Origin of the sequence: Limnochorda sp. L945t, from assembly GCF_035593305.1 — a bacterium.
GTDB lineage: Bacteria > Bacillota > Limnochordia > Limnochordales > Geochordaceae > Carboxydichorda > Carboxydichorda subterranea.
This window is the reverse complement of the sequence record NZ_CP141615.1, coordinates 2,065,474-2,087,066: the sequence shown is the minus strand read 5'-3', so window position 1 is coordinate 2,087,066 and position 21,593 is coordinate 2,065,474. Positions and strand designations below refer to the sequence as shown.

Annotated in this window: 21 protein-coding genes; 11 read left to right on the top strand and 10 right to left on the bottom strand. The window is 71.3% G+C overall.

What is annotated here, in order from left to right; genetic code table 11:
* The 10 genes from hisZ (at position 1) to pcrA (ending at position 9,769) form a co-directional block, all read left to right on the top strand.
* The gene (hisZ, locus tag U7230_RS09705) at positions 1–1,353 is read left to right on the top strand and encodes an ATP phosphoribosyltransferase regulatory subunit (RefSeq protein WP_324715643.1); all 1,353 of its coding nucleotides are present in this window, start codon (positions 1–3) and stop codon (positions 1,351–1,353) included.
* Positions 1,354–1,425: 72 nt separating this feature from the next.
* Positions 1,426–1,623 (top strand): RCKP-type rubredoxin-like domain-containing protein, encoded by a 198-nt coding sequence (locus tag U7230_RS15515; protein ID WP_404980505.1) that lies wholly within the window; start codon positions 1,426–1,428, stop codon positions 1,621–1,623.
* 149 nt (positions 1,624–1,772) lie between these two features.
* The gene (hisG, locus tag U7230_RS09700) at positions 1,773–2,483 is read left to right on the top strand and encodes an ATP phosphoribosyltransferase (protein ID WP_324715642.1); all 711 of its coding nucleotides are present in this window, start codon (positions 1,773–1,775) and stop codon (positions 2,481–2,483) included.
* Complete coding sequence (gene hisD, locus U7230_RS09695) at positions 2,480–3,826, top strand: histidinol dehydrogenase (RefSeq protein WP_324715641.1); 1,347 nt, start codon at positions 2,480–2,482, stop codon at positions 3,824–3,826. Before hisG ends, hisD begins: the two co-directional genes overlap by 4 nt.
* Positions 3,823–4,434, top strand: a complete 612-nt coding sequence (gene hisB / locus U7230_RS09690; RefSeq protein WP_324715640.1) for an imidazoleglycerol-phosphate dehydratase HisB — start codon at positions 3,823–3,825, stop codon at positions 4,432–4,434. The genes hisD and hisB overlap by 4 nt, the downstream gene beginning before the upstream one ends.
* Positions 4,431–5,168 carry an imidazole glycerol phosphate synthase subunit HisH gene (gene hisH / locus U7230_RS09685; protein ID WP_324715639.1) on the top strand — a complete coding sequence of 246 codons (738 nt, stop codon included), beginning with the start codon at positions 4,431–4,433 and terminating at the stop codon, positions 5,166–5,168. The genes hisB and hisH overlap by 4 nt, the downstream gene beginning before the upstream one ends.
* Positions 5,165–5,944 carry a 1-(5-phosphoribosyl)-5-[(5-phosphoribosylamino)methylideneamino]imidazole-4-carboxamide isomerase gene (locus tag U7230_RS09680; RefSeq protein ID WP_324715638.1) on the top strand — a complete coding sequence of 260 codons (780 nt, stop codon included), beginning with the start codon at positions 5,165–5,167 and terminating at the stop codon, positions 5,942–5,944. Before hisH ends, U7230_RS09680 begins: the two co-directional genes overlap by 4 nt.
* A complete protein-coding gene (hisF, locus tag U7230_RS09675; RefSeq protein WP_324715637.1) occupies positions 5,913–6,671 on the top strand; it encodes an imidazole glycerol phosphate synthase subunit HisF in 759 nt (252 codons plus the stop codon). Before U7230_RS09680 ends, hisF begins: the two co-directional genes overlap by 32 nt.
* A 12-nt stretch (positions 6,672–6,683) precedes the next feature.
* Positions 6,684–7,466, top strand: coding sequence for a phosphoribosyl-AMP cyclohydrolase (gene hisI / locus U7230_RS09670; RefSeq protein WP_324715636.1), 783 nt, complete (start codon positions 6,684–6,686; stop codon positions 7,464–7,466).
* Between the two features lie 50 nt (positions 7,467–7,516).
* Entirely contained in the window at positions 7,517–9,769 is a 2,253-nt protein-coding gene (pcrA, locus tag U7230_RS09665) for a DNA helicase PcrA (RefSeq protein WP_324715635.1), read from the top strand.
* Here pcrA and U7230_RS09660 read toward each other — a convergent pair.
* Complete coding sequence (locus U7230_RS09660; protein WP_324715634.1) at positions 9,726–10,886, bottom strand: Clp protease N-terminal domain-containing protein; 1,161 nt, start codon at positions 10,884–10,886, stop codon at positions 9,726–9,728. The genes pcrA and U7230_RS09660 overlap by 44 nt on opposite strands.
* 354 nt (positions 10,887–11,240) lie before the next feature.
* Here U7230_RS09660 and U7230_RS09655 point away from each other — a divergent pair, with 354 nt between their 5' ends.
* Positions 11,241–12,182, top strand: coding sequence for a radical SAM protein (locus U7230_RS09655; protein ID WP_324715633.1), 942 nt, complete (start codon positions 11,241–11,243; stop codon positions 12,180–12,182).
* 143 nt (positions 12,183–12,325) lie between these two features.
* Here U7230_RS09655 and U7230_RS09650 read toward each other — a convergent pair whose 3' ends face one another.
* From U7230_RS09650 to pilM, 9 genes are all read right to left on the bottom strand, one after another.
* Entirely contained in the window at positions 12,326–13,087 is a 762-nt protein-coding gene (locus U7230_RS09650; RefSeq protein ID WP_324718223.1) for a prepilin peptidase, read from the bottom strand.
* 19 nt (positions 13,088–13,106) lie between these two features.
* Positions 13,107–13,685, bottom strand: a complete 579-nt coding sequence (locus tag U7230_RS09645; protein WP_324715632.1) for a PulJ/GspJ family protein — start codon at positions 13,683–13,685, stop codon at positions 13,107–13,109.
* A gap of 6 nt (positions 13,686–13,691) precedes the next feature.
* Positions 13,692–14,123: a type IV pilus modification PilV family protein gene (locus tag U7230_RS09640; RefSeq protein WP_324715631.1), complete on the bottom strand. Its 432-nt coding sequence runs from the start codon at positions 14,121–14,123 to the stop codon at positions 13,692–13,694.
* Positions 14,120–15,364: a pilus assembly PilX N-terminal domain-containing protein gene (locus U7230_RS09635; RefSeq protein WP_324715630.1), complete on the bottom strand. Its 1,245-nt coding sequence runs from the start codon at positions 15,362–15,364 to the stop codon at positions 14,120–14,122. Before U7230_RS09635 ends, U7230_RS09640 begins: the two co-directional genes overlap by 4 nt.
* A 208-nt stretch (positions 15,365–15,572) precedes the next feature.
* On the bottom strand, positions 15,573–17,417 hold the full coding sequence (locus U7230_RS09630) for a secretin GspD/PilQ domain-containing protein (RefSeq protein WP_324715629.1): 1,845 nt from the start codon (positions 17,415–17,417) through the stop codon (positions 15,573–15,575).
* The gene (locus U7230_RS09625) at positions 17,414–18,652 is read right to left on the bottom strand and encodes a secretin N-terminal domain-containing protein (protein ID WP_324715628.1); all 1,239 of its coding nucleotides are present in this window, start codon (positions 18,650–18,652) and stop codon (positions 17,414–17,416) included. Before U7230_RS09625 ends, U7230_RS09630 begins: the two co-directional genes overlap by 4 nt.
* 50 nt (positions 18,653–18,702) lie before the next feature.
* Positions 18,703–19,935, bottom strand: coding sequence for a hypothetical protein (locus U7230_RS09620; protein ID WP_324715627.1), 1,233 nt, complete (start codon positions 19,933–19,935; stop codon positions 18,703–18,705).
* The gene (locus U7230_RS09615) at positions 19,932–20,540 is read right to left on the bottom strand and encodes a PilN domain-containing protein (RefSeq protein WP_324715626.1); all 609 of its coding nucleotides are present in this window, start codon (positions 20,538–20,540) and stop codon (positions 19,932–19,934) included. The genes U7230_RS09620 and U7230_RS09615 overlap by 4 nt, the downstream gene beginning before the upstream one ends.
* Positions 20,537–21,586: a type IV pilus assembly protein PilM gene (gene pilM, locus U7230_RS09610; RefSeq protein WP_324715625.1), complete on the bottom strand. Its 1,050-nt coding sequence runs from the start codon at positions 21,584–21,586 to the stop codon at positions 20,537–20,539. The genes U7230_RS09615 and pilM overlap by 4 nt, the downstream gene beginning before the upstream one ends.
* Positions 21,587–21,593 lie beyond the last annotated feature (7 nt).

Below are 21,593 nucleotides of genomic sequence, written 5' to 3'. Positions count from 1 at the left end.
TTGAACGGCCAGGGTCTTTCGTTGAATCCTCCCCCCGGCACCTACGACGCCCTGCCCCCGCAGGCGCAGGAGCGCCGGCGACTGGAGGCCCGACTGCGAACGCTCTTCGAGCTGTGGGGCTACGAGGAGGTCATCACCCCGACGTTCGAACTCTACGAGGTGGTGGCGCAGGCCGGGGGCCAGCCTTCGGGGCGGCAGACTTACCGGTTCGTCGACCGGGACGGCCAGGTGATGGTGCTGCGGCCCGACTGGACGGCGGCGGTGGCGCGCCTCGTGGCGGGGCGGATGAGGGGGGCTCCCCTTCCGATCCGCCTGTTCTACGTCGGCAGCGTCTTCCGATACGACCGGCGCAGGCCCGACGACTCCCGGGAGTTCGGACAGGCCGGTGTGGAGCTCATGGGTGCGCAGGGGCCGGTGGCCGACGCGGAGGTCATGGCACTGGCGTGGGAGAGCTGCCGGCAGGCGGGCATTCCCGACCCCCACGTCGAGGTGGGGCACGCCGGGTACGTGCAGGCCTTGCTGGAGCAACTTCCGGTGGAGAGCGCACAGGCGGCCCGCCGGGCGCTCGTGCGGCGCGATCTGGTGGCATACGAGGCGGCGCTTGCCGGAGCGGGCGTGCCGCGGCCGGTTGCCCGGGCCCTGGAGGCGCTGGTCGACGCCCGGGGTGGCGTCGAGGTGGTCGAGGCGGCGTACCGGGCGTGCCCGGCCGGCGAAGGGCAGGCGGCGCTGCGGTCCGTCCTGGAACTGTTCGAGCACCTGAGGGCGTTGGGTCTGGAAGACCACGTGGCTTTCGACCTGGGGATGGTGAAGGACCTCGACTATTACACGGGTGCCATCTTCGAGGTCTACGCGCCGGACGGCGGCGCGTCGCTGGCCACGGGCGGCCGGTATGATACGCTGCTCGGGCGGCTGGGCATGCCCCTTGCCGCGACGGGATGCGCGGTGAGCCTGGACCGCGTCCTCAACACCCTGTATGCCCTGCCCGGCCGCCGCTCGAGGCAGCGCAGCGGCCCCCAGGTCTGGATCGTACGGGGGACCCGGCCGCAGGGTCCCGAGCAGGGCCCGCCGTCGGGTGCGTGGAAGCTGGCGGCCGTGTTGCGGCAATCGGGGATCTCGTGTGCGCTCGATCCGCTGGCGAGGCCGCTGCCGGAGAGCTTGCAGGAGGCGCGGCGAGCCGGGGTCGAGTGGGTGGCTGCTCCCCTGCCGGAGGGGGCTTTGGGCGAGAAGGGCGAGCCGGCGCTGGCGGCAGCCTCTCTCGTGGACGCTACCGATGCCGGCGCCGGGCAGGTTGCGTGGACGGCCATGGACCTCGACACCTTCGTCCAAAAGGTGACCCGGGGCGGCCCGGCGTAGAGTACCTTCCCTGAGACCGGCCGCAGGGCCATCCCGGTACGGCCGGCTCACGTCCGAAGGGGGCGATGCGTCGTGGCCGTGTGGGTCTGCGCACAGTGCGGCTATCAAAAGGAGGCGCGCTGCAAGCCGCGCAAGTGTCCGGAGTGCGGGGGAGCGGCGTTGACCAAACGAGAGCCGCCCGCTGCGGCGGAGGTGGCAGCGGCCGCTTCCGATGGGCGCAAAAAACGGGCGGCGACCTCCTCGGCCGGTCGCGCTCGGGCCAAGGCTTGAGGTGCCGGCGCGTACCGGCGGGCCTGCTCGGCACGGGTGGTCTCCGGCATTGATCGGTGCCACCCGTGCGTGTTAATGTTGCCACGAATCTCGCGCCGCCGCCCGTCTCCCCGCGGACCGGGACGGCGGAAAGGGGTCTGGGGTCGCCGGTGACCGATGCTTCGAAGCAGCCGCTCTTGACCATCGCCCTCCCAAAGGGGCGCCTCACTTCGGAGGCGGTGGCCCTCCTGGGGCAGGCCGGCCTGGACGCCAGCGCGGTGCTCGCCGACTCGCGGGGGTTGGTGAGCGTGGACCACGGGGCACGGGTGCAGTTCTTGCTGGCGAAGCCCTTCGACGTACCGACCTTCGTGGAGGCGGGGGCCGCCGACGTCGGAATCGTGGGGAAGGACGTCCTCCTGGAGACGGATCCGGGCGTCGTCGAGCTCCTGGACCTGGGTATCGGCCTTTGCCGGCTGCAGCTGGCCCTACCCGCCCGAGCCGGGGGCGACGGGACGGACGGGCCAGACGGGGCGCTCCCCCGGGAGCGGGGCCGGCCGCTGAGGGTCGCGACGCGCTACCCGCGTACCGCTGGGCATTATTTCGAAGCCCAGGGGATCCCTGCGCAGGTCATCGCCCTCCACGGCTCCATCGAGCTTGCGCCCAGGGTCGGGCTGGCCGACGCCATCGTGGACCTGGTGCAGACAGGCCGTACCCTGGCGGCCAACGGCCTGGTGCCCGTGGCCACGCTCCATACGATCTCGGCCCGGCTCATCGCCAACCCGGTGCGATGGAAGCTGAAGCACGACGCCGTCCGCCGCCTGCTGGGCGAGCTCAGGGCCGTGGTCGCTTCTCAGCGGGTGGCGGCGGGGAGGACGGCATGACGCTGTTGCGGCGGTTCGTGGTCGAGCGAGACGGGTTGGAGGCCATTTTGCAGGCCGTCCGGCGGCCGCCGATGGCCGAGATGGAGGCGCCGCCGCGCGCCCGGACGGTGCTCGACCGGCTCTTCGGGCCGGGCACCCGGCCGGTGGAGGCCGTGCGCCGGATCGTGCAAAGCGTGCGCGAGGAGGGAGACACGGCCGTTGCCCGGTGGACCCGGGAGCTGGACGGGGTGGAGCTTTCCCCGGAGCGGCTGTGGGCGGGCCCCGAGGCGATGGAAGCGGCCCTGCAGGATCCGGCGGTCGCTCCGGTCGTGCCGGCGCTCGAGGCGGCGGCTGCGACCATCACGGCTTTCCACCGGCGCCAGATCGCCGCTCCCATCTTCGAAACGACCGCTCCGGGCGTCGTGGTGGGATGGGTGCCTACCCCTGTCCAGCGGGCGGCCATCTACGTTCCCGCAGGGACGGCCCCGCTGCTCTCCACCGTGTTGATGGGCGTCATCCCCGCCCGCCTGGCGGGGGTCGCCGAGGTGGTGGTGGCCACGCCGCCGCCGGCGCACCCGGCCATCCTGGCGGCCGCCCGGGTGGCAGGGGCGTCCCGGGTGCTGCAAGTAGGCGGGGCGCAGGCCATTGCAGCCCTGGCGTACGGGACGGCGTCGATCCCGAGGGTGGACGTGATCGCAGGCCCCGGCAACCTTTTCGTGCAGCTGGCCAAGCGCGAGGTGGTGGGGGCGGTGGGCATCGACGGCCTGGCCGGGCCGACGGAGGTGCTCGTCCTGGCCGACGCTTCGGCCAACCCCCGGTGGGTCGCCGCCGACCTGCTCGCACAGGCGGAGCATGCACCCGACGCGGCGGCCATCGTGGTCTCCGACGCGCCGGCGCTGTTGGACGAGATCGACCGGCAGCTCGAGGTGCAGCTCGAGACCCTTCCCCGGGCTTCCGTGGCCGCGGAGTCGCTGGGCCGCTGGGGGGCGGCGGTGGCCTGCCGGCGCCTCGACGTCGAGGGGCTGCAGCTGGCCGAGGCCATCGCTCCGGAGCACCTGCAGGTCGTCACGGCGGATCCTCTGGTGCTGGCCGGCAAGGTGCGCCGGGCCGGGGCGGTCTTCCTCGGGTCGCACACGCCCGAGGCCCTCGGCGACTACGCCGCCGGGAGCAACCACGTGCTGCCGACCGGCGGCACCGCCCGGTTTGCCTCCGCGCTCGGCGTCCACGTCTTCACCCGCATGACCTCGTGGGTGCACGCCTCACCGGGTGGCCTCGAGCAGCTCGCGCGGGCCGTGCGGGTCCTGGCCCGGGCCGAGGGCCTCGAGGCCCACGCCCGTTCGGTGGAGGTGCGCCAGTCGTCATGAACGGAGTCCGCCAGGCCGAGGTCGAGCGGAGCACGGCCGAGACCCGGATCCGGGTGCAGCTGCACCTGGACGGCAGCGGCACTAGCCGGGTGCGGACGGGGATCGGCTTTTTCGATCACATGCTGGCGAGTTTCGCCCACCACTCCCTCTTCGACCTGACGGTCGAGGCGACGGGCGACTTGCAGGTGGACGGGCACCACACGGTGGAAGATACCGGTCTGGTGCTGGGGGACGCGCTGCGACGGGCTCTCGGCGACTGGCGGGGTATCGTCCGGTTCGGCGATGCGGCCGTGCCCATGGACGAGGCTCTGGTGCTGGCGGCGGTCGATTTGTCGGGCCGCCCCCTGCTTTCGTGGGAAGTTCCCACTCTCGACGCCCCCGGGGCCCGCCTCGGCGAGTGGGACGTGCAGCTGGCCCGGGAGTTCTTCGGCGCTCTCGCTTCCGCCGGCCGGTTCACGCTCCACGTGCGCGAGCTTTCCGGGCGCAACTTGCACCACGTGGCCGAGGCGACGTTCAAATCGGTGGCAAGGGCCCTCCGAGAGGCGGTCGCCGTCGACCCCCGGCGCCCGTCGGCGATCCCGTCGACCAAGGAGACGCTGCAGGCATGAACGAGCTCCGGCCGGATCGGGCGGTGGCGCCGCTGGACGTGCCCGGGCGGATCGGCCTGGTCGATTACGGGATGGGCAACCTGGCGTCGGTGGAACGGGCGCTCGTGGCCGTGGCCCGGCGGGCCGAGGTGGTGCGGGTCACGGCCGCCGCCGCACTCGACGAGGTGCAGGCCGTGGTGTTGCCGGGCGTCGGCGCCTTCGAGGCGGCGATGCGCAGCCTCCGGGAGCTCGGCCTGGATCGAGGGCTTCGGGCTTACCTCGACGCGGGGCGGCCGCTTCTGGGCATTTGCCTGGGGTATCAGATCCTGTTCGAGGCCGGCGAGGAGAGCGCACGAGAGGCGGGCGGCGCGCGGGATTGGGTGCCGGGGCTCGGCTACTTCCCCGGAGTGGTGCGCCGCTTCCCCCCGGGCGTCACTGTGCCCCACATGGGGTGGAACCGCCTGGAGCTCACGGGGACGGCCTGCCCCCTGTTCCGACCGGGCGACGCCCCGCCCTACGTCTACTTCGCGCACTCCTACTACCCTGCCCCACAGCAAGCCGGCGTGGTCACCGCCTGGTGCCGGGTGGGGGCCGTGCGGTTCGCCGCGGCGGCGTGGCGGGGCCGCGCAGGCGGGGTGCAGTTCCACCCGGAGAAGAGCGGCGCGACGGGGCTGTCGTTGCTGAGGCGGTTCGTGGGGTGGGCGCTCGGTGCCGGGGCGGAGGGCGACGAGGCCCGCGGGGCCACGGTGGCATGAACGACGAGCCTTTCTGGGTCGTGCCGGCCATCGACCTGATGGGCGGGCACGTGGTGCGCCTGCGGGCCGGGCAGTTCGACCAGGTGACCCGGTACCCCCTGGAGCCCACGGAGTGGGCACGCCGGCTGGTGCAGGAGGGGGCGAGCCGGCTGCACGTGGTGGACCTGGACGGAGCCCGGAGCGGCCACCCGGTCCATCTCGAGGTGCTGCGGCGGATCGCCTCGGCCGCGGGGGTGCCGGTCCACTTCGGCGGGGGCCTGCGCTCTCTCGATGCCGTCGAACGGGCGCTCGCAGCCGGCGCGTCTTGCGTGATGCTGGGCACGGCGGCGCTGCGCCACCCCGAGATGCTGCAGGAGGCGTGCCGGCGGTTCGGGAGCGAGCGGGTCTGGGCGGCGGTAGACGTGCGGGGCGGGCGGGTGACGGTGGCCGGATGGCAGGAGCCGTCGCACGAGGCTCCTGAGGCGGTCGCAGAGCGATTGGCCCGCCTGGGCGTGCGGTGGGCTCTGGTCACGGACGTCGCGGCCGACGGCACGATGCGGGGCCACGACCCCTCGGCCGCACTGGCGGTAGCCGGCGCCGGGCTGCAGGTGCTGGCAGCCGGCGGCATCGGTTCCCCCCACGACGTGGAGCGCCTCGCCGCGCTGCCCGCTTTACGGGGCGCGGTGGTCGGGCGGGCGCTTTACGAAGGGGCGCTCGCCGTCCGGGAGGCCGTGGATGCAGCCGCCCGGGGGGTGAAACGGCGCAGTGCTGGCCTGCCGCATCATTCCGTGTCTTGACGTGGATCACGGCCGGGTCGTGAAGGGCGTGCAGTTCCGGCAGCTCCAGGACGCCGGTGATCCGGCCGAGCTGGCGCGCCTTTACGAACAGGAGGGCGCCGACGAGGTCGTCTTCCTCGACATCTCGGCCTCCGCGGAGGGGCGCCGCACGCTCGTGGAGGCGGTGCGCCGTACGGCCGAGCAGCTGTTCATTCCTCTCACCGTGGGCGGTGGGGTGCGCACGGAACAGGACGTGCGGGAGTTGCTGCTGGCCGGTGCCGACAAGGTGTCGGTCAACAGCGCGGCCGTGGCCGACCCGCAGCTGGTCACCCGCCTGGCCGACCGCTTCGGGGCGCAGTGCGTGGTCGTCGCCATCGACGCTCGCCGCACCGGCACCGGCGCCTGGGAGGTCTACACCCACGGGGGCCGGCGCCCCGCGGGCCTCGACGCCGTGGCGTGGGCCGAGGAGGCGGTTAGGCGGGGGGCCGGAGAGCTCCTGGTGACCAGCATGGACCGGGACGGCACCCGTTCGGGCTACGACTGGGAACTGCTGCAGGCCATCACCCGGCGGGTAGACGTGCCCGTCATCGCATCGGGTGGCGCCGGCTCGCTCGATCACCTGCGGGAAGCGGTCGTGCTGGGGGGCGCCGACGCCGTGCTGGCGGCCTCCATTTTCCACTACGGGCAACACTCCATCCGGGAGGTCAAAGCGTACCTCTCGGCCCACGGCGTGCCCGTGCGGCCATGAGGGGGGAAGCCGATGCACGCGATGCGCCGCCTGGCCAGCCTCGACGACGTGCGTTTCGGCCCGGACGGGCTGGTGCCCGCCGTGGCCGTGGACGAGGCGACGGGCCAGGTGCTCATGCTGGCCTACATGAACCGTAGCGCGCTCGAGGCGACCCTGCGCACCGGGCGCGCCACCTACTTCAGCCGCAGCCGCCAGAGCCTGTGGGTCAAGGGCGAGACGTCCGGCAACCGCCAGGACGTTCGGGACGTGCTGCTCGACTGCGACGGCGACGCCGTGCTGCTCGTGGTGGAACAGCACGGCCAGGGTGCCTGCCACCTGGGGGAGTGGAGCTGCTTTCACCGCACGTTCCCGGTTGCGGTCGAACCCCTCCCTACCGGCCCGGCTGCCGCACCGGAAGGCGGCGGGGTACCCACGGCCGCGGTCCTGGACGCCCTCCGCTCGGTCATCCGGCAGCGCCACCAAGATCCGCAGCCGGGCTCCTACACGGCTTCGCTTCTCGAGCGAGGGATCGACGCCCCGCTGAAGAAGCTCGCGGAGGAGGCCGGCGAGGTCATCCTGGCCGCCAAGGACGTGGACCGCCTCCGAAGCGGCGGCGCCGGGACCCAAACGGCCGGCGGCCCCGAGGAGGCGCGAACGGCGCGTCCCGGCGAGCTGGCCAGGGCGTACGACGCGCTCGCCTGGGAGGCGGCCGACCTGCTGTATCACCTGCTGGTGACCCTCGAGGCGGCGGGGCTGCCCTCGGAGGCGGTCTGGCGCGAACTGGCCCGCCGGCGCCAGAAAGGCGGATCGCACTGACTGCTCCTCATACCCGATCCAGAGCCGGCGAAGCGCCGCCGGCCGCGCTCGTGCCGTTCCTGCAGGGCCTCAACGAGGCGCAGCGAGAGGCGGTGCAGCACGTCGAGGGACCGCTTCTGGTGGTGGCCGGCCCCGGCAGCGGCAAGACCCGGGTACTGACCTACCGCGTCGCGTACCTCATCGCCACCGGGGCGGCCGCGCCCGACGAGATCCTGGCGGTCACCTTCACCAACAAGGCGGCGCAGCAGATGGTCCAGCGCCTGCGCCAGCTCCTGGGGCCAGGCCTGTCCGAGAGGGCGTGGGTGGGGACGTTCCACGCGACCTGCGTGCAGATCCTGCGCCGTGACGGGCCGCACGTGGGAGTTCCCCACGACTTCGCCATCTTCGACACCCCCGACCAGGTGCAGGTCATGCGCGAGGCCCTCAAGGCCCTCAACATCGACCCCAAGCGCTACGACCCGCGCGGGGTGCTCGCCGCCTGCTCCCGGTGGAAAAACGAACTCATCGGGCCCGAGCAGGCCGCCGCCGAGGCCCGCTCGGTCTACGACCGGACGGTGGCGCGGGCGTTCGAGCGCTACCAGCAGCTCATGCGAGAGGCGAGGGCCCTCGATTTCGACGACCTGCTGGTGGAGACGGTGCGCCTGTTGCGGGAGCACCCGGCGGTGCTGGAGAAGTACCAGCGGCGCTTCCGCTTCATCCTGGTGGACGAGTACCAGGACACCAACCATGCCCAGTACCAGCTGGTGCGCCTCCTGTCGCAGGCCCACCGCAACCTCATGGTCGTGGGCGACGAGATGCAGTCCATCTACGGCTGGCGGGGGGCCGACATCCGCAACATCCTCTCCTTCGAACGGGACTACCCCGGGGCGCGGGTGGTGCGGCTCGAGCAAAACTATCGTTCGACGAAGACCATCGTGGAGGCGGCCAACCGGCTCATCCGCCACAACACGGAGCGCCTCGACAAGCGCCTGTGGACGCACAACGCCGCCGGCGCCCCCATCACCTTCTGCCGGGCCGAGGACGAGCGGGGCGAGGCGACCTTCGTGGCCCTTCAGATCCTGCGCGGCGTGCAGGAGGGCAAGCGCTCGTGGGACAGCTTCGTGCTGCTCTACCGCACGCACGCGCAGTCCCGGACGTTCGAGGAGGCGTTTCTGGCCCACCAGATCCCGTACCGCATCGTGGCGGGCCTTCGCTTTTACGAACGCAAGGAGATCAAGGACATCCTCGCCTACTTGCGCCTAATCGCGTCGCCGGGCGACGTGGTGAGCCTGCGGCGGATCGTCAACGTGCCGCGGCGGGGCGTGGGAGAGACCACCGTCGAACGCCTGGTGGCGTGGGCCCGGCAACACGGCGTGGAGCCGGGCGATGGGGCCGCGCTGGAGGCGGCGTGCGAGGCGGGCGTGTTTACGCGGCCCGTGGCTCAGGCGATGCGGGCCTTCGCCGGGCAACTCGTGCGGTGGCGGGCGCTGGCGGGCGGGACGCTCGGGGAGCACGGCCTCACCGGGCTCGTCGAGCAGGTGATCAAGGAGTCCGGGTACCTCGACATGCTCAAGCAGGAGCGGACCGAAGAGGCTCAGGCCCGCATCGAAAACCTCGAGGAGTTGTTGTCGCTTGCGACGCGCTGGGAGCAGGAGCATCCCGAGGGCGGGCTCGACGACTTCCTGGCGCACGTGGCACTCATGTCCGACGTCGACGACTACGACGAGAGCGCCCGGGTGGTCACGCTCATGACGCTCCACTCGGCCAAAGGGCTGGAGTTTCCGGTGGTCTTCCTGGTGGGGATGGAGGAGGGGATCCTGCCGCACGCCCGCAGCACCTTCGAGGCGTCGGACCTGGAGGAGGAGCGCCGGCTGTGCTACGTCGGCGTGACCCGGGCCAAGGAGAAGCTCTACCTCACGTGCGCCCGCAGCCGGGTGATGTGGGGGCAGCTGGTCGCCAACCCCGTGTCGCGCTTCGTCGACGAGATGCCCCGGGAGGCCATCGAGGACGTGAGCGAGACGTGGTCGCGCGAGCGGGTGGAGCGAGAGGCGCTCAGCCTGGCGCAGCGCGCCGGGGCGGCAGCCCGGGGTGCGGCGAGCATAGGGCCTGCCCCGCAGGCCACAGGGCGGGGGGCTGCCGATGGAGCGGGCGGCCCGGCGCCCGGCTGGAAGCCGGGCGATCGGGTCGTGCACGACAGCTTCGGGGAGGGCACGGTGGTGGCGGTCGACCCGTCGGGGCGGCGCGACGCCATCCTGACCGTGGCCTTCGAGGGCGCCGGCATCAAGCGCCTGATGGCTTCGGTGGCTCCGATCCGCCGGGCGTAGGCGGGCTCTGTGCGCTTTCCGGCGTCGTGGCGGCCGCGCCGAACAGCCGGCGCATTTCGGCCTCGATCGCCTCGATCTCCGCGAGCTTGGACTGCAACTGCACGAAGATCTCGCCGTGCGCCTCGATGCCCTTGCGAGCCAGCAAGAAGACCGCTTCGGACCGGCTGCGTGCGACCCCGGCCCTGACCATCGCGTCCACCGTGCGCAGCGTTGCCTGATCCAGGCGCACGCTGACGACCGTATCGCGGGGGCCGCCCTCCAGCACGGCCCGGATCTCCTGGGTCGTGGTCTCGGGGGTGAGCCCCGCTTGATGAAGCAGAGCCGTCTCCGGGTACGCCGGGGAGCGGTCGACGATGGCCAGCAGCAGGTGCTCGGTGCCCACGTACCGGTGGCCAAGGAGCCGGGCCTTCTGAAGAGCGGACAGCAGGATCTCCTTCGCCTCCTGCGACAGCCCCGGCGGGTCGGAGACCGCGCCGGCTTCGACGGGCTTGGGCGGCAGGAGCGCGGCGACCTGTTCGGCGAGCAGAGGCCGGGCCTTCTCCTCGATGACTCTCACCGAAACACCATCGGAGCGGAGCACGCCCAGGAGTAAGTGTGGAGCGCCAACGGGCTGGCTGCGCTGGCGGGCCTCTTCCATAGCCACCCGCACCGCCTCCCGGGCCTTCGAGGTGAAATGTCCCTGGGCCATGGCGGCCTCGACGGCGAGACCGGTGCGCTGCACGAGCGGGGCATCCGGGCCCGACGAGAGGCGGTCCACGATGGCCACGAGCAGGTGCTCGACGAGCACGAAGGGGTAGCCATGCAGCCGGGCCCGCTTCACGGAGGAGAGCAGGATCTCCTTCGCCTCGTCGGAAAGCGCCGGCGGCTCGGCCGGCGCTTCGGACTCGGGCGGCTTCGGCGGGAGCAGGGCCATGACCTGATGGAGCATCCACGTTGGGTTGCCGACCAGTTTCGGCGCGAGCTCCTCGGAGAGGAGCGCGGCCACGAGCAGGTGGTACGGGCCCACCGGCTGGTTACGTAACCGGGCCTCCTCCGTGGCCTGCCGCACGACCTTCCGCGCGGCTACCGAGAAGCGCTCGAGCGCCTCGGCCGGCACGCCCGGCGGCTGCTCAACCATGAGGGATCACCGCCCTCGCCTCGAGGTGCGGGAGAATCGTAACTCAATGACGTAGCCCCGGCAAGGCGGTGTACACCCCGTTTGGCACCGGCATGGGCCCGCGTAAGCTCGTTCATGCCGTCCGCACTGCGTCACTCGCGTAACAGGCTGCCGCGGCCGGCGTTTCCTCGACCGGGATGTCGCCACGCGGGATTCGCTCACGACGAACGGCCCCGGCGCCCGCACGGACTCACGCCGTTCGCCACCCGGCGTTCCGGCCGGGAGGATAACCTCGGGCCCCGGCGTTAGGCTCATCGGTGCCGCGTGCCGGTATGATCGCGGTGAAGACGTTCCCCCGGAGGAGGGGCCGGGCGGATGACCACGGCGACCCCGAGCTCGTACCCGGCATACCTGGCGCTCTACGAGTCCGGCGAACTCGAGCGCCGGGCCGGGCGCGCGGTCGCCGCGCTGGCCTCCTGCCGTCTGTGCCCCCGCAACTGCGGCGCCGACCGCCTGGTCGACCAGCGCCGTGCCTGCCGCACCGGGCGCCTGGCTCGGGTCGCCTCCGCCTTTACGCACCACGGGGAAGAAGCATGCCTGCGGGGCCGGCGTGGCTCCGGCACGATCTTCTTCTCGTGGTGCAACCTGCGCTGCGTCTTCTGCCAGAACTTCGACATCAGCCAGGCAGGCGATGGCGCGGAACTCACCGCCGAAGAGCTCGCCGCCCTCATGCTGCGCCTGCAAGCCGCCGGCTGCCACAACATCAACCTCGTCACCCCGGAGCACGTCGTCCCCCAGGTGCTCGAAGCGCTGGTCATCGCGGTGCGCGGCGGCCTCCGCCTGCCGCTCGTGTACAACACCTCGGCCTACGACTCCATGGAGAGCCTGGCCCTGCTCGACGGCGTGGTCGACATCTACATGCCGGACTTCAAGGTGTGGGATCCGGACGTCTCCCGCCGCCTGCTCAAGGCGCCCGACTACCCCGAGGTAGCCCGCCGGACCGTCAAGGAGATGCACCGCCAGGTAGGCCCGCTCGTCATCGACGAGCACGGGCTCGCCCGCCGCGGCGTGCTGCTGCGCCACCTGGTCATGCCGGGCGGCCTCGCGGGAACGGCCGAGATCATGCAGTGGGTGGCCCGGGAGCTGTCGCCGGACACGTACGTCAACCTGATGGCCCAGTATCACCCGGCCGGTCGCGTGCTGGCCGAGCCTCGCGCCTTCCCCGAACTCGCCCGCCGCATCACGCGCGCCGAGTACGAGGCCGCGCTCGCCGCCGCCCGGGCCGCCGGCCTGTGGCGGTTCGACCGCGGCGGCTGATCCAACCTCGGCTGCCAGGCGCTTCGAAAAGAAGCGTGCCTTTCGCCGGCCCGTAGCGCCGGTTCCTCCCCGGAGGCTTCCAATACGGCGGGCAGCCTGGTACCTGCCCCGCCCGACGCCGAGAGCGCACGCTCAGCGCGAAGTCATGAGCCAGGGGGAGCTCCCAGTCCAACGAACCGCAGCCAGAGGGGCACCGTCCACTGGGCCAGCAAGGCCCCGGCCGCCAGGAACGGCCCGAACGGTAGCTTGGTCTTGCGGGTCGCCCGTCCGGTCAGCAGCAGCCCCGCCCCGACCACGCTCCCGAGGAAGCTGCCCCAAACAAGCGTTCCCAGCGCCCCCCACGGCCCCAAGAACGCCCCGATCATGGCGAGCATCTTGGCGTCCCCGATGCCCATCCCGCCCCGGCTGGCCCATACGATGACCAGAATCGTGGCCGCTCCCACAGCGGCGCCGACGAGAGCCTGGTTCAGCCCAACTGACCAACCGGCGGCGGCGAATCCTGTCGCCAGCATGAGCCCCGTCACCGTGAGCGCGTCGGGCAGCGTGCCCGCCTGGAGATCCGTCAGCACGAGCGCAACGAGGAGCGAGAAGAGCGTGGCGCGCACCACCCACATGGCGGGAGTGGCGCTGGCCAGCCACAGCAACACGAAGCCTGACGCACATGTTACCTCGAGCAGCGGGTACATGGGCGAGATCCGGACGCCGCAGTAGCGGCATCTCCCCCGGCTCCACACGTAGCTCACCAGGGGAACGAGGTCCGCGGCACCCAAAACGTGCTGGCAGTGGGGGCACCGCGAACGGCCCCGCACCACCGTGATGCCTCGAGCCAACCTGTAAACGGCAGCGCTCACGAAGCTACCGACCGCCATCCCCAGCACGGCCACGAACGGGATCACGAGGCCCACCGGCAAGTTTACGCCACGGTCACCAAACTCCGTTGCGCGGAACCCCCTCCTGGGCCACGCTCCAGACGGTCGTTCCGGTAAGCGTGGGCACCTCGACCTGGATTTCGATGCGAACGACCGGCGTACCGTCGGACAGGTGCTGTAGACTCGCCGTGAAACCTGCGACGGGGGCGAGCAGCGTCTCCCGCACCGCGGTGGCCCCGCCCGAGGTGACGGTCAACGTCAGCGCCCCTGCCTCGCAGGCGTAGTCGTAAACCGTTTCCCCGCCCGGGGTATCGACGCGGTACTTGAGTTGCGCCGTGCTGGCGCCGACCCCGCCGGGGACGACGAGTTTGCTGGCAGCGACCACTCCCGGCCGCTGCGCGCTGCCGTACAGCATCTGGGAGAGCACGGCGGTGACCATGCTTTCGGCACGGGCCCTGGCGGACAGCACTTGGTCAAGACGCACAAGCCCGATGATGGCGCCTACCAGCCCGGATAGGACGATCCCGAGAATGGCCGTTGCGAGCATGACTTCGAGCAGGCTGAAACCCGCCCATCGGCACGCGCGTGGCCCGTGTGCCGTACGTCCGAGCCTTGTGCCTGGGCGCGTTTTCATGCTGGCTCAGAAACCCTCTTTGGCCCGGAGCAATGTGACATCGGCCACCAATCGGCCCGTCTCCTGATCCCTTACCTCGATGGTTACCCTCACCAATAGGGCGGTCTTCAGATCAGTTTCGGGTGGTTCGGCCTGTCGCGTGCAGCGAAGAGCGAGTCCCCGAGGGACGGGTATGGTTGATGGGCATTCTTCACCGGGAAATCTGACTAACTGCTCCCATGGCATGCTCTTGATCTCTTCGGCCGTCGACGTCAATGTTGCCGTGGCTTCGGTCAACTGGCGCCGGTGGGCGTCGATCCGGACGATGGTGCTGTACAGGACATACAGGCCACCAAGGGCAACAGCGACGATCACGATTCCTGCGAGTACTTCGATCAGGCTAAAGCCCTCGACCCCATCTTCCTGACAGCCGCTAGGCTTTCGAGCACGTCCGGTCACGGGACCACCTGGACCTCTTTCCAGGATCCGGATATCATCCGGGATGGGTTCGTAAACGGAAACTTTTTAAACGTGGGATCAGCATAAACGTCCATACCATAGCTGTCGCCACAGCCCAATGTCCACGTGAAGATGAGTACCTTGACGGTGAAGGAATTGCACTGGTCAGTTATGGCCTGGCCCACCAAGGACCCTTTCACTTTAGGATCCGACCAAGGGAGGGAGACACCGGTAATCCAACGAGTGGGAGCGTAAACGGCCATCTGGGATGGGGGCGAGCATAGTGGCCGGAAGAGTTTACACAGGTCTATGGAAAACTCGGGGAAGGCCTCTTTCAACGCGTTCGTCAGCGTATCAAGAATCATCTGAATGATGCTCGTGTACGGGTAGATGGTCGCGGGGCCGGATCCTTCGTTCGACATCACGAAAACGACCCCACCGGTCTCATCACCCTCCGGGCGGGTCACGACGATCGCCGAGCCTGGACTTGTGGTCAGCGCCTGCTGAACATGAAACACCACGTACTCGCTCGTATTGACGTTGAGCTTGCTGCCTAGCACGGTGGAGCCAAGAGTGTTGGCGCCCAGATGAATGCTACCGTAGGTGTAGAAGTTGACTTTCGCGCCTGCCGAGACGTTCAGAGTTACGCCGTCGTCGACGAAGAGGTCGCCGTTGATGAACAGGTTCATTGCCGCGTCCGGGGACACAGTGACCGTGGTCCCCGGCCCTAGATACAGGGGCCCGTCGACCCTGTAGTCGACATGGCTTCCAGCGGGGACCGTGACCGACCCGCCTGGCCATCGTGTCCACCCGTGCGGGGGCGAGATTTGGTCTATTGGCTTGAATGTCAGGAGCGGATCGAAGTAGTCAGCCTCACACCCAGCAGTGACCACCTTTTCCCGGGGGAAAGGGGTGGTCGTAAGCCTCAGCCTCGCGCTGAACCTTCGGTGAACGCTGCCACTCCACCCGTCTGCATAGACCGTTCGCGCGATGTCCGGGCACCGCTCGCCGTCCTTGCCGTTGACCGTCACCCTGTACCAGCCGGGGACCTCCGCGGTCCAGGGATCGTTGCCGATGGCATCTGTCTCCACGGCGTGGATGGCGACGTTCATCCCCGACTCGGCGGCGTAAAGGGCTCGAGCGCGGTCGAGGGCGTGCCGGGCGGCCCGCAGAGACGCTGTGCTCACCAGAGCCAGCCCGCTCGCCATCACCATCACCGCCGTGGTGAGGATGAGGGCCATGACGAGGAAGTAGCCCTCTTCGCCGCGGCGGGGATCACGCCCGCTGGCACGGCGCGGCCGCCAGGACGAGAAGCCTGGCGCCCATCCGGGCCTCTGTTTGCATCGGGGGTTGCACATGTGGCTCACCCCATTTCCGGGTGGATTCGGCCCGTGACCTGCCCGCATCCAGCAGGACGATGCCGCGCCCGTCCCGCTGGCCGGGCCGCGTTCAAAACGCCCACCCCACGTCGAGACCCAACCACAGGCCCGGCGTCCTGCGGGGCAGCTCCACGAGCGCCGCATCGCCCCATACCGCCGGCACCCACCGCACGAACGGCTCCAGGAACAACGGTACCCGCTCGATGGGCGTACGCGCTCCCGCCTCGATGCTCACGACGGTCAGGCCTGTGCCGGCTGCCACCGAGCCCACCCCGGCGTTGGGCCAGATCACCTCGCCCCCCAGCCCCAACCACGCGCCGCCCAGAGACGACGGGTAATACCAGCGCCAGCTGAGACCCAGGCCCCAGGCACTTGCTCTTTCGCTACCCGCCGAGACCGGAGTCAGGACAAGGCTGGTGGTCGCCGTTTGTGCCGTGCCCACGGGCCGTTCGACCCCGATCTCCCACGCCGACTCCTGGGCCCCGGCGGCATCGAGCCGGATGGCCCACTGCTGCGGGCGCTCGAAAGACGGCATCTGCCACCTGGTGCGTTCGCCGGCCGTCGACCCTTGCTCCCGACTTCCCGGAGCCGCCGCCCCGTTGGAGCCTGCCTGGCCCTGCTCGGCTTTCGCTGTCGCCCCTTCGCCCGGCAGGACCCTGGGAATGAGGAAGATGAGCATCTCGCTCTGCTGCTGGTCGGTGCGGGTGGTCGAGAAGAACCCGCCCAGCACCGGAAACTCCTTGAGCACCGGCAGGCCCGACACCGTCTCGCTCTCCTGCTGGTTGATGAGCCCGCCGATGACGATGGGCTCGCCGTCCTTGACCCGGATCCGGGTCTGAGCCTTGCGCGTCCGGATCTGGGGCAGCTGTTGGTCGCCGGCCACGCGGTAGCCGGCGATGGTGCTCACCTCCGGCTTCACGTCGGCCGTGATGGTGCCGTCGCTCCCCACGAACGGCGTGATCTCCAGCCGCACGCCCGCTGTGATGGTCTGCAGCGTGTCCGGGGCGTCGCCCTGCCCCTTGAGGATGATGGGGATCTCGTCGCCGATGAAGATGGTGGCCGCCTGCCCGTTGATGGTCGTCACCTGGGGCCGGGCGAGCAGACGGCTCCGTCCCTGCTCCTCGAGGGCATGCAACGTGGCCAGCAATTCCTCCGGGTCGAGCCTGACCGAGCCGAACCGCGGGGCCAGCGACACCCCGACCCTCGGCAGCTGCCATGCCAGACCCAGGTCCTCCGTGGCGTTGCCCAGCACCTCCTCGACCCGGGCCTCGATGAGCACCTGGGCCGGCGGCCGGTCGTACTCGGCGACGAGCCGGCGCAGCGCATCCAGCTGCTGCGCCGTGCCTTGCACCACCAGCAGGTTGCTGGCCTCGTCGACGCGGATGGCCCCCTCCGGCAGAACCATGGTGGCGAGCTGCTTCATGGCCGCCGCCCGCACGTAGTTGAGCCGTACGAACTCGGTAGCCGTCTCTTCCGCCGGTGGAGCAGGCTTCGGCGCCGCCGGCCGATCGGGCCGCACGCCCTCCGGGTCGAAGCGGGCTTCCAGCGAGGATCGGGCGCCCACCACCAGCGTGTTGGCCGACAGCACGTACGCGAACCCCGTCGCCCGGGCCACCATGTCGACGGCCTGCTCCACGCTCAGGCCCTTGATCGCGAGCGTCGCCTTGCCCGTGAGGTCGGGCAGCGCGACGAAGTTCCATCCGGCCGCGTCGGCCAGCGACGCGAAGATCTCCCGTACGTCCGCGTCTTGAAAGGCGAGCGACACCTGCGCCTCCTGTCCCTCGCCGGAGGCCCCCGCGCCCGGTACCGGCGCTGCCGCCAGGGCCCCGGTCGCCGCAGCCACGGCGAGCCCGAGCAGGGCGAGACCGGCCGCGGCGAGGCGGGACCACTTGCCAGCCTGCACGGTGCCGCTCATCGCAGCGCACCACCCGCCGGGGCCGCGATCTCCTGCCCGTCGAGGGCCAGGGTGACCCCTTCCTTGGTGACGCTCGTGACGACCAGCGGCCCGACCTGGCTTCCCTCCCGGACCACGTAGCTGCGGCCGCCGATCTCGACCAGCGCTCGCAGCTCGTCGCCGACCTGCATGATGCCGGCCACCCGCACGGACGGCCGGTCGAACGACCTCAGCAGGGCCTCCGCCCGCTGCATCTGCGCCGGCGTGCCCTGCAGCATGAGCACGCTCGTGCCGGGCACGCTCTGGGCCTTCACGTCGGGCAGAGCCGCTGCCAGGAGCCCCGCCGCGGTCTCGACGGGGATGAAGTGAAGCTCGTAGGCCCGGGCCTGCGCCGCAGGGGCGCTCTGGGTCTGCAGCGCCTGCGGGCCCGGAGGAGTGACCACCAGGAGGTTGTCCTCGCCGATGCGATAGGTGATCCCCGTCTGACGGGCCACAATGTCGAGCGCGTCCTTCACCGCCGTGCCGGGCCGCAGGTAGAGCGTGACCGTCCCGGCCAGCTGGCCCTCGACGACGAGGCTCATGCCGCCGGCCTTCGCCAGGGCCAGCAGCACCGTTGCCACGGGAGCGGCGTCGAACTGCAGCTCCGGGATGGCGGCCACGTCGTGGCGGGCGAGGAGTTGCTTGGCCCGGGCGACGTCCTCTTCGCTTCCCCGCATCACGATGGCCGACGACCGGGTGTCGACGACCGTTTGGATGCCCGGTACGACGGTCTTGACCAGCCGTTCGGCGTCGGCGGGGGCCAGGTAGCGCAGCGCCACCGTCGCCACCGCCTCCCGGGCGAACTGTGCCTGCAGCCGCTGCGGCGCCGCCACGATGAGCGTCCCGTCGACGATCTTGTAGCCCAACCCGCTCGCCCGGGCCACCAGGTCGATGGCGTCCATGGCGGGGATCCGGTGCAGGAAGAACGTCACCTGGCCGCTCGCCGACGGGTCGACCAGCACGTTGAGGCCGGCCAGCTCCCCGAGCACCTGGAAGACGTCGGCCACGTCGGCCTTCTGGAAGGCCATGTCGACGAGCTCGCCCCGGCCGGCGGGGGTGGGAGCAGGCGTCCTGGTACCGTTTGCCGGCGGCGAGCCCGGCGGGCCTGCCGGCGCCGCCGCCTCGGCTGCCATGCCACCTGCGGCGTTCAGGGTCGCCGCCGCGAGAGCGAAGGCCCACGCCAGCGCGATGATGGCCAACCTTCCCGATCTTCGCATCTTGCCGGTCTCCTCTTCTGCCGTTTTCCCGTAAGCTCTTCCACGGGCCGTCACGGCTCCACGCGCAGGGGAACGAACACCCGCCGGCCCTCTACCTGCACGTCCACCCCGCCGGCGCGCACGGTACGCACCGTGAGCCGTCCGAGGCGGGTGCCGTCACGCACCAGGTGGCTGCGTTCGTCGACGACGAGCACGGCCATGAAGCCGTCGGAGCCCCGGGCGATGCCCGTCACCCGCAGAGCCGGGACCTCCGGGCTCGGCGCTTGCGCCAGCCTGGCTTCGACGGCGGTCCTGTCGGACGGCTCGAAGGGGTTGGACGTCCCGCCCGTCGTGCTCGCTACGGGAAGGGGAAGCGCCTTCCACTCCACCGCCCGGGAGACCGGGTCGTCCGCTGCCCGTACCGCCACCGTGAAGCTCAAGGACGCCCGGACGGCCGGCGAGCCGGTCACCTCCGGAGCCGGAGAGCCGGAGGCGGCGGAGGGGGAGAGGGGACCCGCCGGCTGCCCCACCGGCACCCCGGTGACGGCACCCGACTGCTGCATCGCCAGCATCTGCAGGTAGGAGAAGAGCGCGGCCACCTGCGAGAGCCGGTCGGAGAGCGCCGCCTCACTCCCGGCCCCGGGGCCTGCCGTCACACCCGGCTGCGTCCCGCCCGGGGCTTGCCCTGCGGCCTGCCCAAGCAGCGGCGAGAACGGGACGTTGGCCTGGGCCTGCGCCTGGGACGGCGCATGGGCCGCGAGGCGCGCTGGTTCCGGCGGTGGCGCGGGCGACACGGCGAGGGAGATGAACTGCACCCCCTCGAACGCTCGCTCCATCGTCTCGACGAGGCTCACGAGCCCGCCGTAGGGCCCTTCCACCTCCACGTCGAACCTCACCGATCCCCCGCCGGCGGCTGCTTTGGCGTCCGGGGCAGGGGCGGCCGGCCCCTGCAGCGAGTACGTCACGCGCAGCGGGCGCAATCCGGCGACCTCCGCCGCCCTCGACACGAATCCCGCCCCGCGCGGGAGGTCCTCCACCCGCGGCGTGCGTTCGGCCGCTCTGGCCTGGCGCGCGCGAAGCGCCTGGAGCGCCCGCTCCGCCTCCGGCAGCGCGAGGCGTGCCCGGCTCAGGACCTGCACCTCTGCCTCGAGGCGGCTCGCCTCGGCCAGCATGGCCGCCGTCCGGACCGCCACGGGCCGGTACCATGCGAGGTAGTAGGCGCCGCCGCCCAGGAGGAGGGCGACCACCATCGCCGGGGCGAGGGGCACGCGCCCGCCGAGGCGCACTCCGGCACGCAGCTTCAACGTCGCTCACCCGCCGCCGTGCTCCCGGCAGAGCTGCCCGGTGCCGCGCCCGGCGCGGCCTCGCCTGCGGGGCTCACCGCCAGTTCGCACGAAAACCTCACGACCCCGCCCGCCCCCTCGGCGCTGACGCTGCCCTGGGTTTGCCGCAGGACGCCGTCCGCCGTCAGGTGTGCGAGGAAGGCGGTCACGGAAGCCGCATCCGTCGCGAGTCCCTCGAGCTGGAGGCGCCCTTGCGACCAGGCGAGCCGGGTCAGCCACACCGTGCCCGGCCGCCGGGCGGCGTCGGCCATTCGCCGCGCCAGCTCCGAGAGGGGCCTGACCCCGGCTTGTGCCTCGCTTTGCCCCGTGCCCGCCTTCAGCGCCTCTTCGACCCGCCGCGTCTCGTCTCGCACCCGAGCGAGCTCCTCCTGGTACGGCTGGAGCTCCGCCACCACCCGCCGCAGCGACGTGACCCGCCGTTCGGCCTCTGCCAGCTGCTGCTGGTTGAAGTTGCCCAGCACGACGGCCACCGTCACCAAGAACACTCCGACCACCCCGAGGATCGGCTCCAGCGGCACCAGGCCCTGCTTGACCCGGTCCTCCGGGGGAATGAGGTTGACTCTCACGGCCCCTCCACCCCCCGGAGCGCCAACCCTACGGCCGGCGCGAAAAGCGGCGCCAGCCCCTCGCCCACGGCTTCGCCGACCCGCGGGTCAAGCTCCAGGCCCTGGAGCGGGTCGGCCGTCTCCACCGGATACCCCAGCTCCTCGTGGAGCAGGGCCGCCATGCCCGGTTGGAGCGCCCCGCCCCCGGAGAGCACGATCGCGTCGACGGCCCCGTCGCCCGGCCCCGCCGCCTGTGCTCCCTGAGTGCGCACGTACTCGAGCGTCTGGGCCAGGGCGTCCAGGAGCGCCTGGACCGTCCGGCGAAGCGCCGGGTGGCTGCCGGAACGCTCCAAGAGCGTCCCCAGCTCCTCGCTTTGCCGGGCCGCCTCGGCATGCTCCCGGGAGGTTCCCAGCACCTCGGCGAGCGCCGCCGTGACGCGGTCCAAACCCATCGGCAGCAGCCGGTAGAGCTCGTAGCGCCCGTCCGACGCTACGTACACCTCGGTGAACGCGTCGCCCACGTCGAGGTAGCAGACGTGCCCGGGCCGCCGCACCGCCCGTTCCAGGGCGAAAGCGTTGACCTCCAGCACCTCCGGCGGAAGCCGCAGCTCTTTCAGGAGCTGGACGACCTCCCGGACGACGGGCCTCCGGGTCGCGACCACGCCGACCCGGGCCTCGCCGTCTGCCGGCTGCTCGAGCACCTCGCAGTCGACCAGGAGGTCATCGGCCTGTTCTCGGGGAAGCTGCAACAGGTCGACCATCTCCCAGCGGGCCGCCTCGCGCAGTTCGCCGGGGGGCATGGGCGGCAGGGTGAGCGTTCGCACCAGGAACTCGGGGCTCTTCATGGCCACGACGACATGGAGCTGCTCCAGGCGCAGCCCGCCGAACGCGGGCCTGAGCGCGTCCCTCAACCTCTCGCGGGCCTCGATACGGCCCTGGGCGATGGCCTGGGCCGGTACGGGGATGCGCAGCAGGCGTTCCACCCGGTGCGAGCGCCGGCGGCGCCGCAGCTGCGCGACTTTCACCTCTTTGTGCCCGAGGTCGATGCCGACCACCAGTTGCGCCACCTCGCCG